A 22333-nucleotide genomic window follows, 5' to 3' on the forward strand; every position below is an offset into this window, starting at 1 on the left:
CGGTCACCTTCGGCGAGGTGACCCTGTCGTACGCCGAACTCGCCGACCGTGTCGAGCGATCCGCCCGGACGCTGCGGGCAGCAGGTGTCGGTCCGGACGTCGTCGTCGGGGTCCACCTCGAGCGGTCGATCGCGATCGTCGTCTCGATCTGGTCGGTCCTGGCCGCCGGAGGAGCCTACTTACCCCTGGACCCCGACTTGCCGTCCGAGCGGCTGGTCGACATGGTACGCCAGGCGGATGCTGCTGTGCTCGTCACTTCGTCCGCGTTCGCAGGGCGGCTCGACGAGGCGAGTCGACCGACCCTGCTCGTCGCTGATGACGGACACCTCACCGGCACCGACGGCGTACCGTGCCCTGAGCGTGAGAGCGGCACCCCCGCACTGCCGAGTTCGCTCGCGTACGTGATCTTCACGTCCGGGTCCACTGGACGGCCGAAGGGCGTGCTCGTCGAGCACCGCTCGGTGGTCAACCGGATCGAGTGGATGCAGCACGAGTACGGTCTCCGGCCCGACGACGTCGTCGCGCAGAAGACGCCCTTCGGCTTCGACGTGTCGGTCTGGGAGTTCCTCTGGCCCGTCCTCGTCGGAGCGCGGCTCGTCGTGTTCGACCCTGCAGCGCACCGAGACCCATCAGCCGTGGTCGACCTGGTCCGTCGACACCGAGTGACCTGCCTGCACTTCGTCCCGTCGATGCTGGACGCGGTGCTCGCACGTCCCGGGTGGGCCGCCTGCACGAGCGTGCGGCTCGTGTTCAGCAGCGGGGAGGCCCTGCCACAGCACGTCGCGCGACGCCACGACCAGGTCCACGGGGCACCGCTGTACAACCTATACGGGCCGACGGAGGCGGCGATAGACGTCAGCAGCTGGCTGGCCGCCGAGGCCGGAGCGCAGCCGGGCGGCTCGGTCCCGTTGGGGCGTCCCGTCCAGAACACCAGGCTCCACGTGCTCGACGGTGACGGTGCCCTGACCGGCATCGACGACGTCGGCGCACTGGCGATCGAAGGCGTCTGTCTGGCACGCGGATACGCGGGCGCGGACGACCTCACCGCCGCCTCCTTCGTGACGGACCGCGTCGCGCTGCCGGGCACACGCGTCTACCTGACGGGCGATTCCGTCCGGCGTCGTCAGGACGGCGTCTTGGAGTACCTCGGGCGGACGGACGACCAGGTGAAGATCCGGGGCCAGCGCATCGAACTCGGAGAGATCCGGACGCACCTCGAGTCCCTGCCGGGCATCGAGACAGCCGTGGTGCTGGTCGACGACGCCGTCGAGGACGACCACCGCGTCGTGGCCTTCGTCCGGTCGCGAACGGGCCACGACCTCGAGCCTGATCTCCAGACCCGGGCACGAGCAGCGCTGAGCGCGAAGTTGCCCGATGTGATGGTGCCCCGCTCGGTGGTCCAGGTGACGTCGTGGCCGCTAACGGTGAACGGCAAGCTGGACCGCGCCGCCCTCGTCCGATCGGCCGGGGCTCCTGACTCGACACCTATGCCCGGGGGCGTGTCCACGCCAGTGCTCGATCCGGCACCGTCGACGGGTGTCGACGACGCGACAGCTTCGGCAGTCCTGCGGATCTGCTGCTCCGTGCTCGCTGTGCCGCAGGGGAGCGCTGCCCTCGACGACGACTTCTTCGGCCTCGGTGGCCACTCGCTGCTCGTACCGCGGTTCGTGGCGGACCTCCAGGCTGCGGGGTTCGGGGTCGCGCTGGCCACGGTCTTCGCGGCATCGTCCCTCGGTGACCTCGCGCGGGCGATCTCCGCCGGCGACGGGGTACCGGACGACGCATCGGTCTCCACTGCGCCGACTTCAGCAGGTGGCCAGTCGCAGGAGGGCAACGACCGTCAGCGCTTCCTGTCCCTCGCCGCTGATGAACTCGACGTGGTCGGACGGACGGTCGCGGGCGGGCTCAACAACCTGCAGGACGTCTTCCCGTTGACGAGCCTGCAGGAGGGCATGCTCTTCCACCACCTCAAGGACGACCACGACGCCTACGTGCTCACGGGCGCGTTCCTGCTCCGGGACGAAGACGTCCTCGACAGCTTCGTGGCGGCCCTGCGGAGCGCCGTTGCACGACACGACGCACTCCGATCCGCTGTCCTCTGGGACGGGCTGGAGCATCCGGTCCAGGTCGTCCTCCGCAGCGCCGATCTCCGCGTCCGGGTCACGACCGTCTCGCCGGGGACCTCCCTCGACGACGAGGTCGACGAGATCCTGGCCGACTCCGGTCCGATCCCCGTCGACGAGGCGCCGTTGCTGCGGCTCCGTGTCGCGCGGCGTCCGGGCTTGGGGCAACACCTGGCCGTGCTCGACCTCCACCACATGGTCGACGACGCGACATCGCTCGCGCTCCTCTTCGCCGAGGTCACCCGGTACATGGTGTACGGACCAGCGTCGCTCGCCGCGCCGGTGCGGTACCGGGCGTACGCCGAGGCGGCTCGACCCGCGATCGAAGCCCGGGAGCGCTGGTTCGCGGAACTGCTCGACGGCATCACCGAACCCACCCTGGTCTACGGCCTGCAGGACGTCCACGGCGACGGTCGGACCGTGTTGACCTCCCGGCGGGAGCTGGATCACGAGCTCGGTGAGCGGGTGCGTGTCCTCGCCCGACACCTCCGGGTAAGTCCAGCGACCGTGTTCCACGCGGCCTGGGCCCTCGTGGTGGCATCGCTGAGCGGGCGGGACGACGTCGTATTCGGCACGGTGATGTCCGGGCGTCTGCACGGTCCCGAGGGGATGGCCCGTCTGCTGGGCAACTTCATCAACACCGTCCCGGTTCGAGTGGCCCTCGCCGGACTCGCTGTCGATGGGGTGATCCGACACATGGACGGCACGCTCCGGATGCTCGCGATGCACGAGTCCGTTCCCCTCGACGTCCCACACCGAGCCTCCGGCCTGGCTGCGGGTCAGCCCCTCTTCAACTCCATCTTCAACTTCCGGCACTTCGACTCGGGGGACCAGGTGGTCGAGACGGCGTTGCGGGACGCCGGCGTCACGTCGCTCCGTGGTGTGATCGAGCGCAGCAACTACCCCGTCGCCATGTCAGTGGACGATCTGGGAAAAGCCTTCTCGCTGGAGGCGCAGTTGGATGCGCGCCACGATGCCGCCACCATCGTCGACTACCTCGAGACGGCAGTCCACCGCATCGTCGACGCCGTACCGGTGGCGCTCCCCGAGGCGCTCGCGCTGTCCTTCCTGCCCGTCGTGCAGTCGGGATCGGCAGAGGAACCCAGCACGGCCGAGGAGCGGGGCGCGTCGGTCGACACGGTCGACGCGGCGACGTGCCTGCACGTTCGCTTCTCGCTGACCGCCGCCACCCACCCGGATGCGACGGCGGTCATCGCAGGCCGCACTCGACTGACCTACGGGGAGCTCGACACCTGGTCGTCTCGTCTGGCGGCTCGACTGCGAGCGCTCGGGGTCGGCGTCGGTGACTTCGTGCTGCTGTGTACGCCGCGGTCCGAGTTCCTCGTTGTTGCGATGCTCGCCGTGCTCAAGAGCGGGGCAGCCTACGTCCCCGTCGATCCCGATTCCCCCGTCGGACGGCTCCGGCACGTCATCGAGGACAGTCGTCCGTCCGTGGCCCTCGTCGACGGCGTCGTGCCCGCTGCCGTCGCCGGGGGCTGCGTCGTGGTCGAGGCGAGGACGGCTGGCGAGTCGGCCAGCGCCCCGGGGACCGCCGACGAGGAGCTCCCCGACGCTGCGCCGGCCGCGCCGCTCGCCACTCCGGAGGACCCGGCGTACGTGATCTACACGTCAGGATCGACCGGCGTTCCCAAGGGCGTCGTCGTGGAGCACCGGAATGTCTCCGGACTGATGACCACGACGTCCTCGTGGACCAGGGCCGGCCGCGAGGACGTGTGGACGATGTTCCACTCCGCTGCATTCGACTTCTCGGTCTGGGAGGTCTGGGGTGCGCTCCTGAGCGGCGGGTGCCTCGTCGTTGTGCCCGCCGACGTCGCACGTGACCCCTTCGCCTTCGACGATCTCCTCCAGGAGCACCGCGTGACCGTGCTCAGCCAGACGCCGGGTGCGTTCCTCCGGCTGGCGGCCGTGCAGACCTCGCGGCGCCGTGAACGGGCACTCCGTCTCGTCGTGCTCGGGGGTGAGGCCCTGCGCGTCGGCGACCTCGCGAGCTGGATGGGCCTCGAGGAGAACGGCGACGTGACGGTCGTCAACATGTACGGCATCACGGAGACCACCGTGCACGTGACCCGCCGTGTCATCGAGCAGGAGGACACAGCCCGCGGCGGGAGCCCCATCGGCATCCCGCTCGACGACATGCGCGTCCACGTCCTGGACGCCCGCGGCGCTCGGGTGCCTCCCGGCGCGGTCGGTGAACTCTACGTCGCAGGCCGCGGAGTGGCGCGGGGGTATCTTAACCTGCCGGAACTCACGCGCGAGCGGTTCCTGCGCGACCCGTTCATCGCCGACCCGGCTGCGCGCATGTACCGTTCTGGCGACCTGGTCCGACAGGGTGCGGACGGCGAGCTCGAGTTCGTCGGCCGTGCGGACGACCAGGTGAAGGTCCGCGGGTTCCGCATCGAACCAGGCGAGATCGAGTCGGCGCTCACCAGTCTGGCCGAGGTGGACGTCGCTCGCGTGGTGCCCGTCGACCACGGCGACGGCGACGTCCGGCTCGTGGCCTACGTCGTGCCGGACCGGACGGTCGCTGCTCCGGTGGCCGCTCTCCTCGACCTCGAACGCGACGACCCCGGTGCTCTCGTACACGTGCATGACCTCCCGGACGGGACGACGGTGTTCCACCACAACGCGCGAGAGACCGACTTCGTCTACGACGAGGTCTTCGTGCAGCAGGAGTACCTCCGACACGGGGTGACCATCCGAGACGGCGACCGGGTCCTCGATATCGGCGCGAACATCGGCCTGTTCACGCTCTTCGTGGCGCGCCATGCGCCCGGCGCCGTGGTCCACGCATTCGAGCCAATCCCGCCCCTCGTCGACACCCTGCGGCGGAACGTCGCGCTGCACGCTCCGCGAGCTGTCGTGCATCCGCTCGGCGTGTCCGCGGAGCCCGGTGAAGCGACATTCACCTTCTACCGGCACAACACCGTGATCTCGAGCAGTCGGACATCACCGGAGGAGGCCCACGAACTCATGTCCTCCTACGTGCTCGGCCAGGACGGCCAGGGCTCGGTCGACGTCGACGACGTGCCCCTGGTCGGTCGTCTCGTCGACGCCCGGCTGGGATCGGACGAGTTCGTCTGCGAGCTCACCACCGTCTCGGACGCGCTCGTCTCGACCGGCCTCGACCGGGTCGACCTCCTGAAGATCGACGTGGAGAATGCTGAGTACGACGTCCTCAAGGGGGTGTCCGCCACCGACTGGGCGCGTGTCCGCCAGGTGGTGGTGGAGGTCCACGACATCGGCGGACGTCTCGAGCATGTGACGACGCTCCTGAGGGCCCTCGGGTTCACCGTGGCCTGGGAACGCGGGACGACCGTGCTCCAGCACACCGTCCTGTTCACCGTTTACGCGGTCCGCGCGGACGCCGACAACGATCGGCGATCGGCGATACCGTCGCCCCCCGCTCCGGGACGTTCGCGCGCCGCGCTCGCCGCTCACGTCCGCGAGCGGCTGCGCGATGCCCTCCCCGACTACATGATGCCGTCAGCTGTCGTCTTCATCGCCGCTCTCCCGCTGACCCGCAACGGCAAGCTCGATCGAGCGGCTCTGCCGGAGGCCGAGCGTGCTGTGCCAGGCCACGTCGACGACGGGCGAGTGCTCACCGCCACCGAGCAGGCCGTGGCCTCGGTCTGGTCCGACGTGCTGCACGTCGACGAGGCGTCGCTCCGGCCGGAGAGCGACTTCTTCGCACTCGGCGGCAACTCGTTGCTCGTCACGCGCATGGTGAACCGCCTCGACCGCGCGACGGGCCGAACGCTCCGGGTCCAGGCAGTGTTCGACGGACCGACCCTCGCCGAGGTCGCGTCCGCCACGACCGTGCCGGCGGACGTCGCGACGACGCCGACACCGATGCCGACCGCGAGAGACGTTGCTGATGACGACGTGCTGCGTCGCGCGCTCGACTCCCTCGCCGCGTTTGCGGACGACGAGCTCGACACCCTGGCGGGTAACGAACGAGAGGCAGACGTGTCATGACCGGTACCGACACACCGACCGGAGCTCCGCTCTCGGAGAAGATCCTCCAGGAGATCCGGAGGCTGTCGCCCGAGCGGCGACGAGCACTCGAGGCCCTGCTGGCCCAGCAGGGCGCTGTCGTTCCGGACCTGGGCGCTGTCGTTCCCGAACTCGGCGATGACGAGACGATGCCCGACGGGGCAGTCGGCGGCATCGTGGACGCGGGGGGCGACAACGGACCCATCGAGCGCCGTCCCTTCGATCTCCGTGACCTCGTGCCGCTGTCAGCGGCGCAGCAGCGGCTCTGGTTCGTCGCGGAGCTCGACGGCACGAGCGCGCACTACAACATCCCGCTGGCACTCCGGATCTCCGGAGACCTCGACGTCGGAGCCCTGGCGCTCGCACTCCGAGACGTTGTGGCCCGCCACGAGGTGCTGCGCACCTCGTTCGTCGTGGTGGGCGGTGTCCCGCGTCAGGAGATCCACCCCGCGGGGCCATCGTTGCTCGGAGAGGTCGAGTCGATCGACCCCGGTCTCCTCGCGGAGACCTGCGCACGTGAAGCCCTCGAGCCCTTCGACCTCGCGAACGGTCCGCTGCTGCGCGTCCGACTGCTGCGACTCGGCGACGACGACCATGCGCTGCTGGTCACGATCCACCACAGCATCTCCGACGGGTGGTCGATGCAGCTCCTGCTGGATGAACTCAGCGCACTGTACGGTTCCCACCGCTCAGGACGGACGTCGCCGCTGGCTCCGTTGCCCATCCAGTACGCGGACTACGCAGTGTGGCAACGCGGCTGGCTCGACGGACCGGTCGGTGACGCTCAGCTCGACCACTGGGTCACTGCGCTCGACGGCGTCGACCCGCTCGTCACCCTCCCGATCGACCGACCCCGGCCTGCCGTCCGTTCGTACGTGGGCGCGCACGAGCGGTTCCGCTGGGGCGCGATGATCGCAGACGGTGTGCGGGCGCTCGCCAGGACCACGGACACCACGCCCTACATGGTCTACCTCGCAGCCCACACCGTCCTGCTCCACCGGTACGCGGCAACCGACGACGTCGCGGTGGGGTCACCAGTCGCAGGCCGACGGCGCCTGGAGACGGAGGACCTCCTCGGGTTCTTCGCCAACACGCTCGTCCTCCGGACCGACCTGTCGGGGGCTCCGTCCGTTCGCGAGCTGTTGACGCGGGTGCGGACGACCGTGCTGGCTGCCCTCGACGCCCAGGACGTGCCCTTCGAGGCCGTGGTGGAGGCGCTCGACCTGGCGCGCAGCCGTGCGCACGCGCCGCTGTTTCAGACGATGGTGGTTCTGCAGGACGGCCACCAGGACCGCGAGTCCCTGTTCGAGGACCTGAAGACCTCCCTCGTCGACTTCGCCTTCGACGTGTCCAAGTTCGATCTCACCCTCGATCTCCGAGAGACCGGACTCGGGGTCGTCGGGGCCGTCGAGTACGACACGGCACTGTTCGACGCCACCACGATCCGCCGCTACGTCCGACACCTCGAGGTCATGCTGCGCGCGATGATCGCCACACCCGACGGCAGGGTCTCGGAACTGAACGGGACGGACGATGCCGAGCGGCTCGAGATCGCACGCTGGAACAGCACGGAACACCCGTTCTCCGACGAGGACACCCTCCACGGCCTCGTCAGCGCCGCGGCGCGCCTGCACCCGGACGCAGCCGCCGTGACCGCCGCCGGTCGGTCTCGGACCTACCGGGAACTCGATGACGCCTCGGACCAGGTGGCCGCCACGCTCCGGGGACTCGACATCGGACCCGACACCCCGGTGGGTCTCCACCTGGACCGGTCCTGGCAGATGGTGAGCGGGCTCCTGGGCATCCTCAAGGCCGGCGGAGCCTACGTGCCGCTCGACCCCGAGCATCCCGAGGAACGGATCCGGGCGCAACTCAGGCAGGCGGGCGTGGCAACGGTTCTGACGACGAACGAGTACGAGGCGGCACCGGCCCTGCTGGGTGCATCCGTCGTGGTGCTCGACGACGAGGGGCGGGCGCGGACCGACCCGAGCGTCTGCACCTCGCCTCGACCCGCTCGTCCCGCCGGTCCCACCGATCTCGCGTACGTCATCTTCACATCGGGTTCGACGGGGACCCCGAAGGCCGTCGCGGTGGAACACCGCGCCGCGGTGAACCGAGTCGAGTGGATGCAGGCCACGTACGGTCTCACGTCCGATGACGCAGTGCTCCAGAAGACACCGTCGACCTTCGACGTGTCGGTCTGGGAGTTCTTCTGGCCGCTGACCACGGGGGCCCGGCTCGTCGTCGCCGAGCCCGGCGGACACCGCGATCCCGACTACGTGACCGCTCTGATCCAGTCGGAGCAGGTGACGGTCGTGCACTTCGTTCCGTCGATGCTCGCGGTCGTGCTGCGGCAGGCAGCGTGGGAGCACTGCGTCTCGCTCCGGCTGGTCGCCTGCAGCGGCGAGGTGCTGTCCGCAGCACTCGCGCGCGCGCACCAGAGTCGACACGCCGCCGAGCTCGTCAACCTGTACGGGCCCACGGAGGCGGCCGTCGACGTCACCTCGTGGTCGTGCCCGGCGACGAGCGAGTTCGCGACGGTGCCCATCGGTCGCCCCATCCAGAACCTGCGGCTCCACGTGCTGAGTCCCTCGGGGACGCCGCTCGGCGTGGGGCAGGTCGGAGAGCTGCACATCGCCGGGGTGGGCCTGGCGCGTGGTTACCTCAACGACCCCGAGCGGACGTCGGCGGTCTTCCGCGCTGCGCCCGCCGTCGGGGAGGAGCGGGTCTACGCGACCGGCGACCTGGCCAGGTGGCGGGCCGACGGTGTGCTGGAGTACATCTCGCGGATCGATGACCAGGTCAAGTTGCGAGGTCTTCGCATCGAGCCTGGCGAGATCGCCACGCGCCTCCTGGAGCAGCCCGAGACAGCGGGAGCGGCGGTCGTGGTCCTTCGCGACGAGCGCGACGCCGACCAGCTCGTTGCGTACCTGGTCGCCGAGGGCGAGCCGCCGGCGCCCAGCGTGGTCCGGGCACGACTCGAGAAGGTCCTGCCCCAGTACATGGTGCCGTCCGCTTACGTCTGGGTCCGTGAGCTGCCCACGACACCGAACGGGAAGCTGGACCGGGCGGCGTTGCCCGCGGTCTCCCCGGATGCCTTCGCGCGGGCAGCTCCCACTCCCGTTACGACCGCGACGGAACGGCTCCTCGCGGAGATCTGGACGGACCTCTTGGGCCTGGACGGCCAGGAGCTCTCGAGCGACGACGACTTCTTCGCTCTCGGTGGGCACTCCCTGCTGATCACGGTCCTCGTGGCACGGCTCCGCGACGCCGGACGCGCGGTCGACGTGCGGTCCGTCTTCGACGCGTCGGGCCTCGGCGCGCTCGCGTCGATCATCGACGACGTCGCCGAGTCGGCGGCATCGGCAGACGCCGCTGCCGACACCGGGAAGGCTCCGCCGAGATCCGACTCGACAGTTCCGTGGGCCGACCATGCCGACCGACGTGCGGCGGCGGCGCTCGACGCGCTGCCCGCACCCGACCGATCGGTGGTGCACGCGTTTGTGGAACGGGCAGGAGGAGCGCTGCAGGACGTCTACCCCCTCGTCCCGTCCCAGGAGGGGATCCTGTTCCACCACCTCCTCGACCCGGACGCAGATCCGTACGTCATCCCCATCCTCCTGACCGCCGACGACGAGGCGTCGGCGGAGGCGTTCCTGGCCGCGCTGCGGGCAACCGTCGACCGTCACGACGCGCTCCGGACCGCCGTGCTGCGGGATGGCCTCCAGTCGCCGCTCCAGGTCGTTTTCCGCTCAGCCGACCTGCGTGTCGGGCGCGTCCACATCGCGTCCGCCCGAGCCGCCAGGAACCACGCGACGTCGCTCGTGCGTGCGCCGGGGCCGATGTCGCTCGACCTGGCACCCTTGATGGACGTGACGGTGGTAACCGCAGACCAGGCGCCGCAGTGCCACATCGTCCTCCGGGCACATCACCTGATCGAGGACGCGACGTCGATCCAGACGTTGCTCGAGGAGCTCACCCGGAGGCTCGACGGCGAAACGGACCTCGGTCCCGCGCCCGCATACCGCGACTTCGTCGCGACGACCCTCGCGTCGTCTCGAGTGCCCGCTGACCGCTACTTCCGGGAGCGACTGGCGGACGTCACCGAGCCCACTGCCCCGTTCGGGTTGTCGGACATCCGCGACACCGGTGGCGGACGGGTGGACCTGCGGCGGTCGCTCCCTGACGCACTGTCGGCGGAACTGCGCGCCCAGGCTCGGCGTCGACGCCGTAGCTCGACGGCCGTCCTCCACGCGGCCTGGGCGCTGGTCGTCGCCGCGACTGCGGCCCGGGACGACGTGGTGTTCGGGACCGTCCTCTCCGGGCGGCTGCAGGACGTCCCAGGGATCGACCGCATGGTCGGCAACTTCATCAACACCCTGCCCGTCCGCGTCGACCTGCGCGGGCTAAGCGTCGCCGGACTCGTCGAGCACGTGGACGCCGATCTCAGGGCGCTCGTCGTGCACGAGCAGCACTCACTCGTCGAGGCGCAGGCGGCCAGCGGCGTGGCGGCCGACGAAGCGCTGTTCAGTTCGATGATCAACGTGCGGCACGTCGAACAGGAAGCGTCGCACGGCAGGTCCCTCGCGGATTACGGCATCCGTTGGGACGCATCGTCGGACCGCACCAACTACCCGTTGGGCCTGTCGGTCGACGACACGGGTACCGAGTTCTCCATGAACGTCCAAGTCGACGACCGGGTCGACGGCGATGCTGTGCTCGACTACATGCAGTCGGCAGTGCAGGGAATCGTGGAGCTGCTCGCTTCCGCGGACGGCGGGGCATCGACGGCCGCCCTCGACGTCCCAGTCCTGCCCACCGGCGAGCGTGAGCGCCTGGTGACGGTGTGGAACGACACGGTGGATCCTTACCCGTCGGAGGCGTCCTACATCGACCTGTTCGACGACGTCGTCAGCACGCACGGCGCCGCGACGGCCGTTGAGCACGGTGCTCGCCGCTGGACCTACGCCGAACTCGACGCGGCGGCGGATACCGTCGCGCTGGCCCTCGAGCGCCTCGGCACGACGCCGGGGGACCGAGTCATCGTCCGGGCGCCACGGTCGGTGGAAGCTGTGGCGTCGCTGCTCGGAGTCATGCGGACCGGCGCAGCGTTCGTGCCGGTCGACCCAGCCCTCCCGGCGGAGCGGCTGCACGACATCCTGCGGCAGTCACGTCCGCGGGTGCTCGTCGGCGATCCCGGACCGAGCCCGCTGCCCGTCGAAGTCGCGCTTCTGCCCGTCGCGACGTCGACCGACGGTCCGCCCGAGGCCCCGACCGGCCGACGTCGGCGCGTTGGTACCACCCCGAACGACGTGGCCTACGTGGTCTTCACGAGCGGCTCGACAGGACGGCCCAAGGGCGTGGAGGTGGAACACGGAGGGCTCGTCCGTCTCGTGCGCAATGCGCGGTACTTCCCGCTCACACCCGACGACGCGATGCTGCAGCACAGCTCCTGGTCCTTCGACGTGGCGGTCCAGGAGCTCCTCGGGCCCTTGGCCGTCGGCGCGCGCCTGGTGCTGCTCGACGGCGATCCGCGCGATCCGTCGGAACTCGTCAGCGAGGTCGACAGGGCTGGCGTTACCAGCATGTGCCTGTCGGCGGCCTTCCTCCCGGCATTCGTCGACGCCGCCAGGGGTCGTGCGAGTTCGCTGCGGTACATCGGGATCGGCGGCGAGGCCTTCGCAGCGCGTCAGGTCGAGGTCCTGCGGGACGACCATCCCGCACTGACCGTCGTCAACGCGTACGGTCCGACGGAGAACAGCGTCGCCACGACCTGCCACGTCATGCCGCCGGGGACCGCGGTCGACTCCCTCATCCCGATCGGCCGGCCGGTGTCCAACACGACTGTTTACGTGACCGACGTGCGTGGCCGGCTCGTTCCGACGGGCGTCGTCGGTGAGCTGCGCGTCGGAGGTCGCGGGGTCGCGCGCGGCTACCTCGGTGATGCCGAGCGCACCGCTCGTTCGTTCGTCCCCGATCCGTTCGACCCGCGGCCGGGGGCGCGGCTCTACCGCACCGGAGACCTGGTGCGCTGGCGTCGGGACGGGCTGTTGGAGTTCGTCGGACGGGTGGACGACCAGGTTAAGGTCCGTGGCCATCGCATCGAGCTCTGTGAGGTCGAGTCTGTCCTCGTCTCCCAACCCGACGTCCGGGACGCCGTCGTGACGGTGACGGGCTCCGGGGAGACATCGCGCCTCGTCGCGTACGTCCAGCCGACGGATCGCTGGTTCGCTGCGGCCACCGCGGACCGCGAGCGCAGCCGACTCGGGCAGTGGGCGACGGTATTCGACAACGAGTACGACGCCGACGCCGACGCCGGCCCCGACCTGCGGGGCTGGACGAGCAGCTACACCGGAGAGCCGATCCCGGACGACGTCATGGAGGACTGGGCGCAAAACATAGTCGACCGCGTCCTCGATCTCGCTCCGCGCCGGGTCTGGGAAGTCGGGTGCGGATCTGGTGTGCTCCTCGAACGGTACGTATCGCACGTCGACGGGGTCGTAGCGACCGACGTCTCGGCAAGCGCGGTCGCGGTGCTCGGGGCTACGTGCCGCCGGGCCGGCTGGGACTACGTCGAGTCGAGCGTGGGGGACGCGCGGATGGCTCCCTCCTCCGGGACGGCGCCGTTCGACCTGGTTCTCGTCAACTCGGTCGTGCAGTACTTCCCGGGCGCGGTGTACCTCGAGGAGGCGCTGGACGTGTGGCTCGGCGCGCTTGCCGACGACGGTCGGATCCTCATCGGTGATGTGCGCGACGCGGATCTGCACCGTGAGCACCTGACCGCAGTGGTCAGGTCGGGACTGACCACTGCCACGGCACCGGAGGTCGTTGCCGACCTGGTCGAGCGTCGTCGACGCAGCGAGTCAGAGTTCCTCGTCGGCCCCGGGTGGTTCGCAGCCCTCGCCCGGCGGCATCCGCTGATCGGCTCCGTCGAGGTGCTCAGGAAACCAGGAGCGCACGACGACGAACTCAGCGCGTACCGCTACGACGTCGTCATCACGCGCGGGTCGTCGACCGCCCGGCCCGTGAACGTCTGGATGGACGCCACGGGACTCGACGACGTCTCGGCGGTGCTGGCCGACCAGGCTGTGGACTCCGTCGGGTTCAGCGGGCTACCGGACCCGCGGATCCGCGCGGACATCGTGGTGGCGTCCCGCCTGCGGTCGGGTGGCGGCGACCCGGTCGAGCCCCTCTCGGTCGAGCCGAGGACGTCGCCGCAGGACGCCGAAGACGCGCGGCGTCTCGACGCCGTCGTCGCCGACGCCCTCCGACTGGGCTACCACGTGGCCGTCACCCGCAGCGGGGACGGTCGCGGATCGGTCGACATCGTCTGCGCCCGTGACGGTCGGCCGCTGGCGCTACCCCGTCACGCGGGTGCTTGGCGTGCGGTCGCGAGCATCCCGGACCTCGCCGGGCTCGGACCCTTCGCCGCGGAGTCGTTCCGGCCTCGCCTCACCGAGCGGCTGCCGGAGTACATGGTGCCGAGTCTGTGGATGGTGGTCGACGAGATGCCGATCACCGTGCAGGGCAAGGCGGATCGTCGCGCCCTTCCACCGGTCGACGCCCAGGAGCGCCCTCCGGCGTCACCCGCACGGACACCGACCGAGGTGCTGCTGACGGCGCTCGTGTCCGAGGTCCTGGAGCGGTCCGACGTCGATCTCGACGACAGCTTCTTCGATCTCGGGGGGCAGTCCCTCCTCGCGGCGCGCCTCAGCTCCCTCGTCAGCACGAGGACGGGGGCGTCGCTGCCGCTCGCCGTGGTCCTGAGTGGCGCCACCGTGCGTGAGATGGCGCTCCTGCTCGAACGGTCGTCGTCTGTCCCGCAGACGCAGTCGGCCCCGATCCCGACCGCCGACGACGCGCCGGACGCGCTGTCGGCGCAGCAGAGCGACCTGTGGTTCCTCGCCGACAGGACCGGGAGCCGCAACGTGCAGATGGCCCACCGCGTGTGGGGGGACCTCGACGCGGCTGCCTTCGTCACCGCCATGGCCGACCTCGTCGCGCGACACGCGGCCCTCCGCACGTCGTTCCGAACGACGCCAGCGGGCTGGGAGCAGATCACGAACCCCGCTGACGGTTTCGTGACGCGCCGCGAAGCGGTCGGCGGAGAGGCCGCGCTGGGCGAGTGGTTGGCAGCAGAGCGGCTCCGGCCGTTCCGCCACGACGGGCCGTTCCTCGTGCGGTCCCACCTCCTGCGGCTGGGACCGGACGAGCACGTGGCGGTCCTGACACGACCGTGGGGCGTCTTCGACGGCTGGTCGACCGGCATCCTGCTCGCCGACCTCGATGAGCTCTACCGGGATCGACGACTCGGCAGGACACCTGAACCCGGTCACGATCGTCCGACGCCGGGGCAACTCGCGAGCCGACAGGCCCGATCGACCGGTCCCGCCGTACGTCGAGCGCAGGAAGCCCATTGGCGTGATCACCTTGCCGGGGCCCCTGCAGCTCCGGCCTGGCGCTCCGACTACGAGCGACCCGCCGAGCGTTCCGAGTCATCGGGGATGGTCGAGTGCACGGTGCACGAGACGGTGGCGCAGGCGCTCGTCCGACGGGCTTCGGACTCCGGGGTCAGTCTGGCGACCCTGCTGCTCGGGGCGTTCGCGGTGACGATGGGCGATGTCTGCGACGACGACGAGATGGTGATCAGCGTCCCGGTGTCGAACCGGCCTCCTGAGCAGGCGGACGACATCGTCGGGTACTTCGTCCAGGCGGCCCCGATCCGGCTACCGATCGGCACAGGCACGCCGTTCGGGGACGTCCTGGCCGTGATCGCCGACCGGATCGCCGAGGCCACCGAGAACGACGATGTTCCGCTCGGTCGCTTCGTCCCGGGCCAGGCCGAGTCGACCGTCACGAGGCACCACACGGTCTTCACTGTCCTCCCGTCGCGCGACACACCGGGTGAGCGAGAACTGATCGGACCGCAGGCACCGCTCTTCGTCCCCGTCGAGACCACCCGTCCGGGCCTCAGGTCCGACCTGCAGGTCACGCTCCTGCCCGGACCGGCCGGCCTGGCCGTCACCGTCGAGTACAGCTGCGACCTCTTCGCCCGGGCGACGGTGCAGAGCCTCGTCGGCAGGTACGACAGAATGCTGGCACGAGTCGCCTCGGATCATGCGTCGTCCGGGGGGTTTCCTTCGGACCAGGGGAAACGTCGGGCGCCCAGCCCGCGATACAAGGAGCGAACATGACCGTCGACGACATCCGCTCACTCATCGAACAGGCTGTGCGTCAGGTGGTGCCCGGCATCGGCGAGCGCCGGATCGACGCCTCGGACTCGCTCGAGGCGCTCGGGGCGGACTCGATGGACCGTGCCGACATCGTGATGGACGTCCTGGCCGGCATGCAGCTGCGCGTCCCGCTCGTCGAGACGTTTGGACCGCGAGACATCGGCGAGCTGGCGACCCGCTTGCACGCCTTGTCCGGCCAGAGCGCCCAGCGCCGTGGTTGACGGTGGTTCCCTCGTCGTCTCCGGTCTGGGCGTCAGTTCGGCGGTGGGTGTGGGCAAGGTGGACTTCGCGCGAGGGCTCTTCGCTGGTCGAGGCACGTTCACGCCGATGTCCCGTCCCGGTCGGCAGCACGGCAGTTCCGTGGTCGGTGCCGAGATGGCCGACCCACTGGCGGGTCGCTTCGACGAGCTCCCGTCGTGGTCCAGCGCTTCCCTGACCGCGCGTGTCGCCGTGGCGACACTCGACGAGGCCTGGCAGGAGGCACGGTTGGACTCCATGGACGCCGATCGCATGGGCCTGGTCGTCGGTGGCAGCAACGTGCAGCAGCGAGAATCGCTGCTCGCCAGGGAACGGCAGGCGTCCGACCCCCGGTTCGTGCGGCCGAGGTACGGGATGTCCGTCTGGGACACGGACGTGTCCGCCCTGTGCAGTGAGGTCTTCGGCATCCGGGGCTTCGCCCACACGGTCGGTGGTGCGTCTGCGAGCGGGGGGCTTGCGGTCGCGGAGGCCGCGGAGGCCGTGCAGAGCGGCCGTGTCGACATCTGCGTCGCAGTCGGCGCCCTCGCCGACATCTCCTACTGGGAGGTCTTCGCGCTGCAGTCGATGGGCGCGATGGCGCCGGACGGCACCGACGTCGCTCCGCGTCCGTTCGACGTCGGTAGCAGGGGCTTCGTGTTCGGCGAGTCATGTGCGGCGATCGTGCTGGAACGACCGGGGGGGCGCTGTCTCCCGTCCGGCGAGCGCTACGCACGCCTCGCCGGATGGGCTGTGCGGTCGGACGCCCATCGAGGACCGGATCCGTCGCTCGAGGGAGAGGCAGGCGTGCTGCACGACGCTGTGGCAGCGGCCGGTCTGGAAGCCGACGACATCGACTACGTGAACACGCACGGGTCGGGTGCGCCACTCGGCGACCGCACCGAAGTCGGGGCCATCCGCCGTGCCGGCTTGGAGGGTGCCGCCCTCAACGCGACCAAGGCCATCACCGGGCACGGCCTCACGGCGGCAGGGACCGTAGAGGCCGTCGCGACGCTCCTGCAGATGGAGGCTGGGCTCCTGCATCCCACCGCCCACCTCGAGGAGCCCATCGACCCCGAGCTCCGTTGGGTCGGGCCGGTCGCCCGTTCGGCCGAGCTCCGGGCGAGCGTCAGCACCAGCGTCGGTTTCGGTGGGATCAGCACTGCACTGTGCTTCGCGACACCGACGCCGTTCGCGTCCCGGTCCTCGGGTCGCTCCTCCGGCACCGACCCGGGAGCGGAACAGGCACGAGAGGGGACACCGTGAACCGGGTCGGCATCGAAGCCCTGAACGTCTTTGGAGGGACGGCGGTCGTGGACGTCCACGAGCTCGCCGAGCGCCGAGGGCTCGCTTCGTCGCGCGCGGCCGGTCTCCTCATGGACGAGAAGGCCGTGGCCCTGCCGTTCGAAGACGCCGTCACCCTGGCTGCGTGCGCCGCACGGCCGGTCCTCGACGCCCTGACTCGCGCTGAGGTCGAGAGCATCCGACTGCTCATCACGTGCACCGAGTCCGGCATCGACTTCTCCAAGTCGACGGCGTCCTACCTACATGACGTGCTCGGCCTGTCGTCGCAGTGTCGGGTCTTCGAGGTGAAGCAGGCCTGCTACTCCGGCACAGCGGGGCTCCAGATGGCCGCGGCCTTCGTCCTCTCGCAGGCCGCGCCGGGGACCCGTGCCCTGGTCGTCGCAACCGACCTCTCCCGGTACGCACCCGTCGCCGATGCGGCAGGAGCGGCAGAGGACTGGTCGTACGCAGAACCGAGTGGCGGTGCCGGCGCGGTGGCACTGCTCGTCGGCAGGGACCCCCGGGTGTTCGACCTCGACATCGGTGCCAGCGGTCTGCACGCGGCTGAGGTGATGGACACGTGTCGGCCCGCCCCGGACACGGAGTTCGGCGACGTGGACCTCTCGCTGCTGTCGTACCTGGACTGCTGCGAGAACGCTTACCGCGACTACGCGCGATCCGTGGCAGACGTCCGGTACGACTCGACGTTCGACCATCTGGCCTTCCACACGCCGTTCGGCGGGATGGTGAAGGGGGCACACCGGTCGATGATGCGGAAGTTCGCCCAGGCGTCCCCCGAGTTCACGGCGGCGGACTTCGAGCGGCGGGTCGAGCCGGGACTGGCTTGGTGCCGGCGGGTGGGCAACATCATGGGAGGGACGGTGTTCCTCTCACTCGCCAGCACGATCGCGAACGCGGACATCACAACGACACGCCGCGTTGGGTGTTTCTCGTACGGCTCAGGGTGCGCCTCGGAGTTCTACAGCGGGGTCGTCTCACCGGAGTCCGTCTCGACGCTCGCGGCGATGAGCATCTCGGAGCACCTCGACAGCCGCCTCCGTCTCGATGTCGCCGACTACGACGATCTCGTCGACCGTGCCGAGTTTGTGCGGTTCGGCACGCGGACCGCCCGTGTCGACCATCCGCTCCTGGCCGAGGTCGTCCAAGCGTCGACCGTGCCGAGACTGGTCCTGCGAGGGATCACCGACCACCACCGGGAGTACGAATGGACCTGAGCAGCCTGCGCTCACTGGTCGTAACGGAAGAGGACGGTGTGTGCCGCGTGATGTTGCACCGTCCCGAAGCGGACAACGCCCTCGACACGGTGATTGTCCGGGAGCTGACCGAGGTGGTGCGCCGAGCCGTCTCGTCCACCGCACTGTCCGTCCTGGTTCTCGAGGGGCTGCCGTCGGTGTTCTGCTCGGGCGCCGATTTCGGGGTCATCGCGGACGCCGCGCGCGACGGGGGTGACACGGTGTCCGACCCGGCAGAGTTCTTCGCGTTGCTCCGCCTGCTGTCCCTGGGGGAGATCATGACGATCGCCTCCGTCCGCGGTCGTGTCAACGCCGGGGGCGTGGGGCTGGTCGCCGCGTGTGACGTCGTGATCGCCGACGCCGGAGCGACCTTCGGCCTGTCGGAACTGCTCTTCGGCGTGCTCCCGGCCGTTGTGCTCCCGTTCCTCGTGCGCCGGGTGGGACGGCAGCGGGCGAGCTACCTCGCGTTGACGGCGACCAGCGTGACGGCGCCCCGGGCGGCAGAGTGGGGACTCGTCGACGACGTCACGACCGATGCCGAGCGGATGCTGCAGCGGCACCTGCAGCGCGCACGCAGGCTGTCCGCACCCGCGCTGGCGCGGTACAAGTCGTACATGGCCGATCAGTTCCCGATCCCGGAGGACGTCGAGCAGCGGGCGTTGGCCGCGAACCGAGCCTCGTTCTGCGACCCCGACGCCATCGACGCGATACGCCGGTTCTCCGAGTCCGGCGTGTTCCCCTGGGAGCGCGACCGGGCAGCACCACCGGCCGCCCCGGCCGACGGACCCGTGCCCCGGGTCGTCCCGCCAGCAGCGGCAGTGCGTGAGTGGCGCCAGGCTGGAGCACCCGGCACCTGCACGTTCCACGAGGCGTACGGTTTGCGGGCCGACTACATGGCGGGTGCCATGTACAGGGGCATTTCCTCGGTCGACCTGGTCGTCGCGCTCGCTCAGGACCGCCTGATGGCGTCGTTCGGCAGCGGGGGACTGCCACCGGAGGAGGTCGACGATGCCGTCGGTCGCATCCGTGGACGGCTCCCCCGGGGTGAGTCATTCGCCGTCGGTGTCCTGCACTCGCCGGAGACGCCCGGGGACGAGGAGGCAGTGGTGCGGTCTGCCATCCGTCACGACGCTGGAGCGATCGAGGCATCGGCGTTCACCGCGCCCACCGATGCCCTTGTCCTGTACCGGGCGCTCGGTCTGTCCGGCACGGCTCCCGGCCAGGAGCGCCACCGGATCATCGCCAAGGTCTCGCGGGTCGAGGTGGCGAAGCGGTTCCTGGCGCCGGCACCGCCGGACATCGTGGCACGACTCCTCGAAGGGGGACTCATCAGTTGGGCACAGGCGGTCGCCGTCGCCGGTGTGCCCCTGGCCACCGACATCTGCGCCGAGGCGGACTCGGCGGGGCACACCGACGGGCGCAACCCCTTCGTCCTGCTCCCGTCGATCCTGCGGGCACGCGCCGCGGCGGGCCTGGCTTCGGGGGCGCGGCGCGTCAGGGTCGGAGCCGCCGGTGGCATCGGTACCCCTGCCACCGTCGATGCCGCCTTCGCCCTTGGGGCCGACTTCGTGCTCTCGGGGTCGGTCAACCAGTGCACGGTCGAGGCGGGGACGAGCGACGCCGTGAAGGACCTTCTGCAGGGCCTCAGTCCGATCGACACCGGGTACGCTCCCGCTGGCGACGGCTTCGAGACAGGGGGCCGGATGCAGGTCGTGACGAAGGGGACGTTGTTCCGCGCCCGAGCCGAACGCCTGCGCGAACTCTACCTCGCGCACGGGTCGTTGGATGACCTGACACCCGAGACTCGGGACCTCCTCGAACAACGATGGTTCCGGCGTGACCTCGGATCGGTGTGGGCGGAGACTCGCGACCATCTCCAGCGGAGACGTCCTGAAGCGCTGAATGATATCACCGACAGCCCGAAGCGCCGCCTCGGCCACGTCCTGCGCTGGTACTTCGTCCTCTCCTCCAGGCTGGCACGCGAGGGTGATGCCACCCGTATCACCGACTTCCAGATCCACTGCGGCCCCGCAATGGGTGCGTTCAACGAGTCCGTTGCGGGCACGTCGCTCGAGGATCGACGGGCCCGCACGGTGCGCGCCGTCGCCGACCGCCTGCTCAGTGGCTCGAGCCACGGGTTGACCACTGAAAGGCACGCACGATGACGGCAGTCCGCTTGTTCCCCGGTCAGGGGTCCCAGCACAAGGGCATGGGAGCCGAACTCTTCGGTCGGTTCCCGAGTCACGTCGCGGAGGCTGATCACGTGCTCGGCTGGTCGCTCAGGGACCTCTGCCTGGACGATCCTGACGGAGACCTCGGACGCACGCAGTACACGCAGCCTGCCCTGTACGCCGTCAGTGCGCTCGGCCACCTGGCACGGCTCGAGGACGCCGGGGTGGCCCCCGAGGTCTACGCCGGTCACAGCTTGGGTGAGTACGTCGCCCTGTTCGCGGCCGGTGCGGTCGACTTCGCGACGGGTCTCCGGCTGGTCGCGCGTCGCGGCGCCCTGATGAGTGAAGCACCCGCGGGTTCGATGGCTGCGGTGCTCGGGTGCAGCGTGGAGCAGGTCGAGCAGATCCTCGATAATGGCGGCATCTCGGGCGTCGAGATGGCTAACATCAACTCCAACTCGCAGATCGTCCTGTCCGGACCCCGTGACGAGATGGCCTCGGCACGACTCGTCGACGCCGTCGAGGGCCACGGGGGTGCACTCATCCCGCTCGCCGTGAGCGCTGCCTTCCACTCGAGTGCGATGGCCGACGTCGAAGCGACCTTCGCCGCCGACCTCCGCAGGGTGGAGTGGGGCCCTCTGGGTGCGACCGTGGTCTCGAACTGGACAGCGCGGCCATACCCCCGAGACGACTTCGTCCGGTACCTCTCTCGACAGATCTCGCAGCCCGTTCGATGGCACGAGTCGATCTCGTGGCTGCTCCACCAGGGGTACGAGGAGTTCGAGGAAGTCGGCCCGGGAACGGTCCTGACCAAGTTGGTGACGCAGATCAAGCGCCACCCGGCACCGGTGCCCGAGGACACCGCGTCGACCGACGTCACGATGGACGCGGAGTCCAGGCGCGTGGTACCGGCTCCTCCGGTGCCTCGTCCCGTCTCGTCGCCGGCGGCGGAGCGCCTCGTGTTCCTCTACGGTGGCTACGGGACCCAGTACCGTTCGATGGGTGTCGAACTCTACGCGTCGGACACGGCGTTCCGGGACTCCGTCGACCGGGTCAGCGAACTGTTCGTCGCACGGGGCGGCCCGTCCGTCGTCGCCGAGCTTTACGACCCGGCCGTGGGCGCCGGGGAGCTGATCGACCCGTCGGCCAGTCATGCGGCCCTGTTCACCCTGGGCTTTGCGCTGACCGAGGCGCTCGCGGGGCGAGGCGTGTGCCCCGACGCGGTGATGGGGCACAGCCTGGGTGAGTATGTCGCGGCTGTCGTGGCGGGAGCACTGAATCTCGACGATGCGGTGGGCATGCTCGTGCGACAGGCGGACCTGATCGGGTCGGGGCCGGAGGGGAGCATGGTGAGTGTCCTCGCTGCACCCAGCGAGTGGGAGTCGCGTCGACACCTGTTCCCGTCGGTGGAGTTGGCGAGCGTGTCCTTCTCGGGCAACTTTGTGCTGTCGGGTGGCGTCCAGGCCCTCGCCGAGGCACGGCGGGCGCTCGATGACGACGGGTTGGTCACCGTGGAGTTGCCTGCTCGGAGCCCGTTCCACTCCTCTCTGCTCGATCGGCTGCGAGGCCCGGTCTCCGAGCTGGGAGCGTCGGTGCCGTGGTCGATGCCGAGAATCTCTCTGTTCTCGTTCGCACGGGACGGTCGAGTTGCCCCCGATCAGTCTTCGCAGTCAGGTTCCTTCTTCTGGGACGCCCTGCGGCGGCCGACCTACAACGAAGAGGCGCTCAGACGAGTCGCTTCCAGTTCTCTGGGCACGCGGTTCGTAGACCTCAGCGCCACCGGCTCGTTCGCCAACGCGATGCGGCATGGCATGCCCGATCTCTCGTGCTCGGCGGCGATGAATCGATTCGGGAAGAACTCGGCGACGATGGCGGGCGTGGTCGACCTGCTCCGTCCCTGGTCATGATCCATGAGCGCCGGTGCAGTCGACAGCGGATGACCCGGTGCAGAGGCCGCGCGTCATGGTCAACACCCTGGCTCCGCCTTCCCAACGTCGGCGACGTGCGCCGTCGGTCGGGCC

The 22333-nt window shown here is 70.0% G+C and carries 7 protein-coding genes and 1 pseudogene; all 8 read left to right on the forward strand.

Annotation, left to right across the window (positions count from 1 at the left end):
* Positions 1-29 precede the first annotated feature (29 nt).
* Positions 30-1400, forward strand: a pseudogene (locus tag A6122_RS17835) (amino acid adenylation domain-containing protein); the annotation flags it as partial.
* Positions 1401-1487: 87 nt separating this feature from the next.
* Positions 1488-6119, forward strand: a complete 4632-nt coding sequence (locus tag A6122_RS17840) for an amino acid adenylation domain-containing protein (protein ID WP_472511581.1) — start codon at positions 1488-1490, stop codon at positions 6117-6119.
* Positions 6116-15331, forward strand: coding sequence for a non-ribosomal peptide synthetase (locus A6122_RS03975; protein ID WP_068251867.1), 9216 nt, complete (start codon positions 6116-6118; stop codon positions 15329-15331). The genes A6122_RS17840 and A6122_RS03975 overlap by 4 nt, the downstream gene beginning before the upstream one ends.
* Positions 15328-15591: a phosphopantetheine-binding protein gene (locus A6122_RS03980; RefSeq protein WP_068251870.1), complete on the forward strand. Its 264-nt coding sequence runs from the start codon at positions 15328-15330 to the stop codon at positions 15589-15591. The genes A6122_RS03975 and A6122_RS03980 overlap by 4 nt, the downstream gene beginning before the upstream one ends.
* Positions 15584-16870: a beta-ketoacyl synthase N-terminal-like domain-containing protein gene (locus A6122_RS03985; protein ID WP_068251872.1), complete on the forward strand. Its 1287-nt coding sequence runs from the start codon at positions 15584-15586 to the stop codon at positions 16868-16870. The genes A6122_RS03980 and A6122_RS03985 overlap by 8 nt, the downstream gene beginning before the upstream one ends.
* Positions 16867-18123: a hydroxymethylglutaryl-CoA synthase family protein gene (locus A6122_RS03990; RefSeq protein WP_068251875.1), complete on the forward strand. Its 1257-nt coding sequence runs from the start codon at positions 16867-16869 to the stop codon at positions 18121-18123. Before A6122_RS03985 ends, A6122_RS03990 begins: the two co-directional genes overlap by 4 nt.
* Positions 18114-20306, forward strand: a complete 2193-nt coding sequence (locus tag A6122_RS03995) for an enoyl-CoA hydratase/isomerase (protein WP_068251877.1) — start codon at positions 18114-18116, stop codon at positions 20304-20306. Before A6122_RS03990 ends, A6122_RS03995 begins: the two co-directional genes overlap by 10 nt.
* Entirely contained in the window at positions 20303-22219 is a 1917-nt protein-coding gene (fabD, locus tag A6122_RS04000) for an ACP S-malonyltransferase (protein WP_084415805.1), read from the forward strand. Before A6122_RS03995 ends, fabD begins: the two co-directional genes overlap by 4 nt.
* Positions 22220-22333 lie beyond the last annotated feature (114 nt).

The sequence above is a fragment of the Rathayibacter tritici genome, assembly GCF_001641005.1.
Lineage (GTDB): Bacteria > Actinomycetota > Actinomycetes > Actinomycetales > Microbacteriaceae > Rathayibacter > Rathayibacter tritici.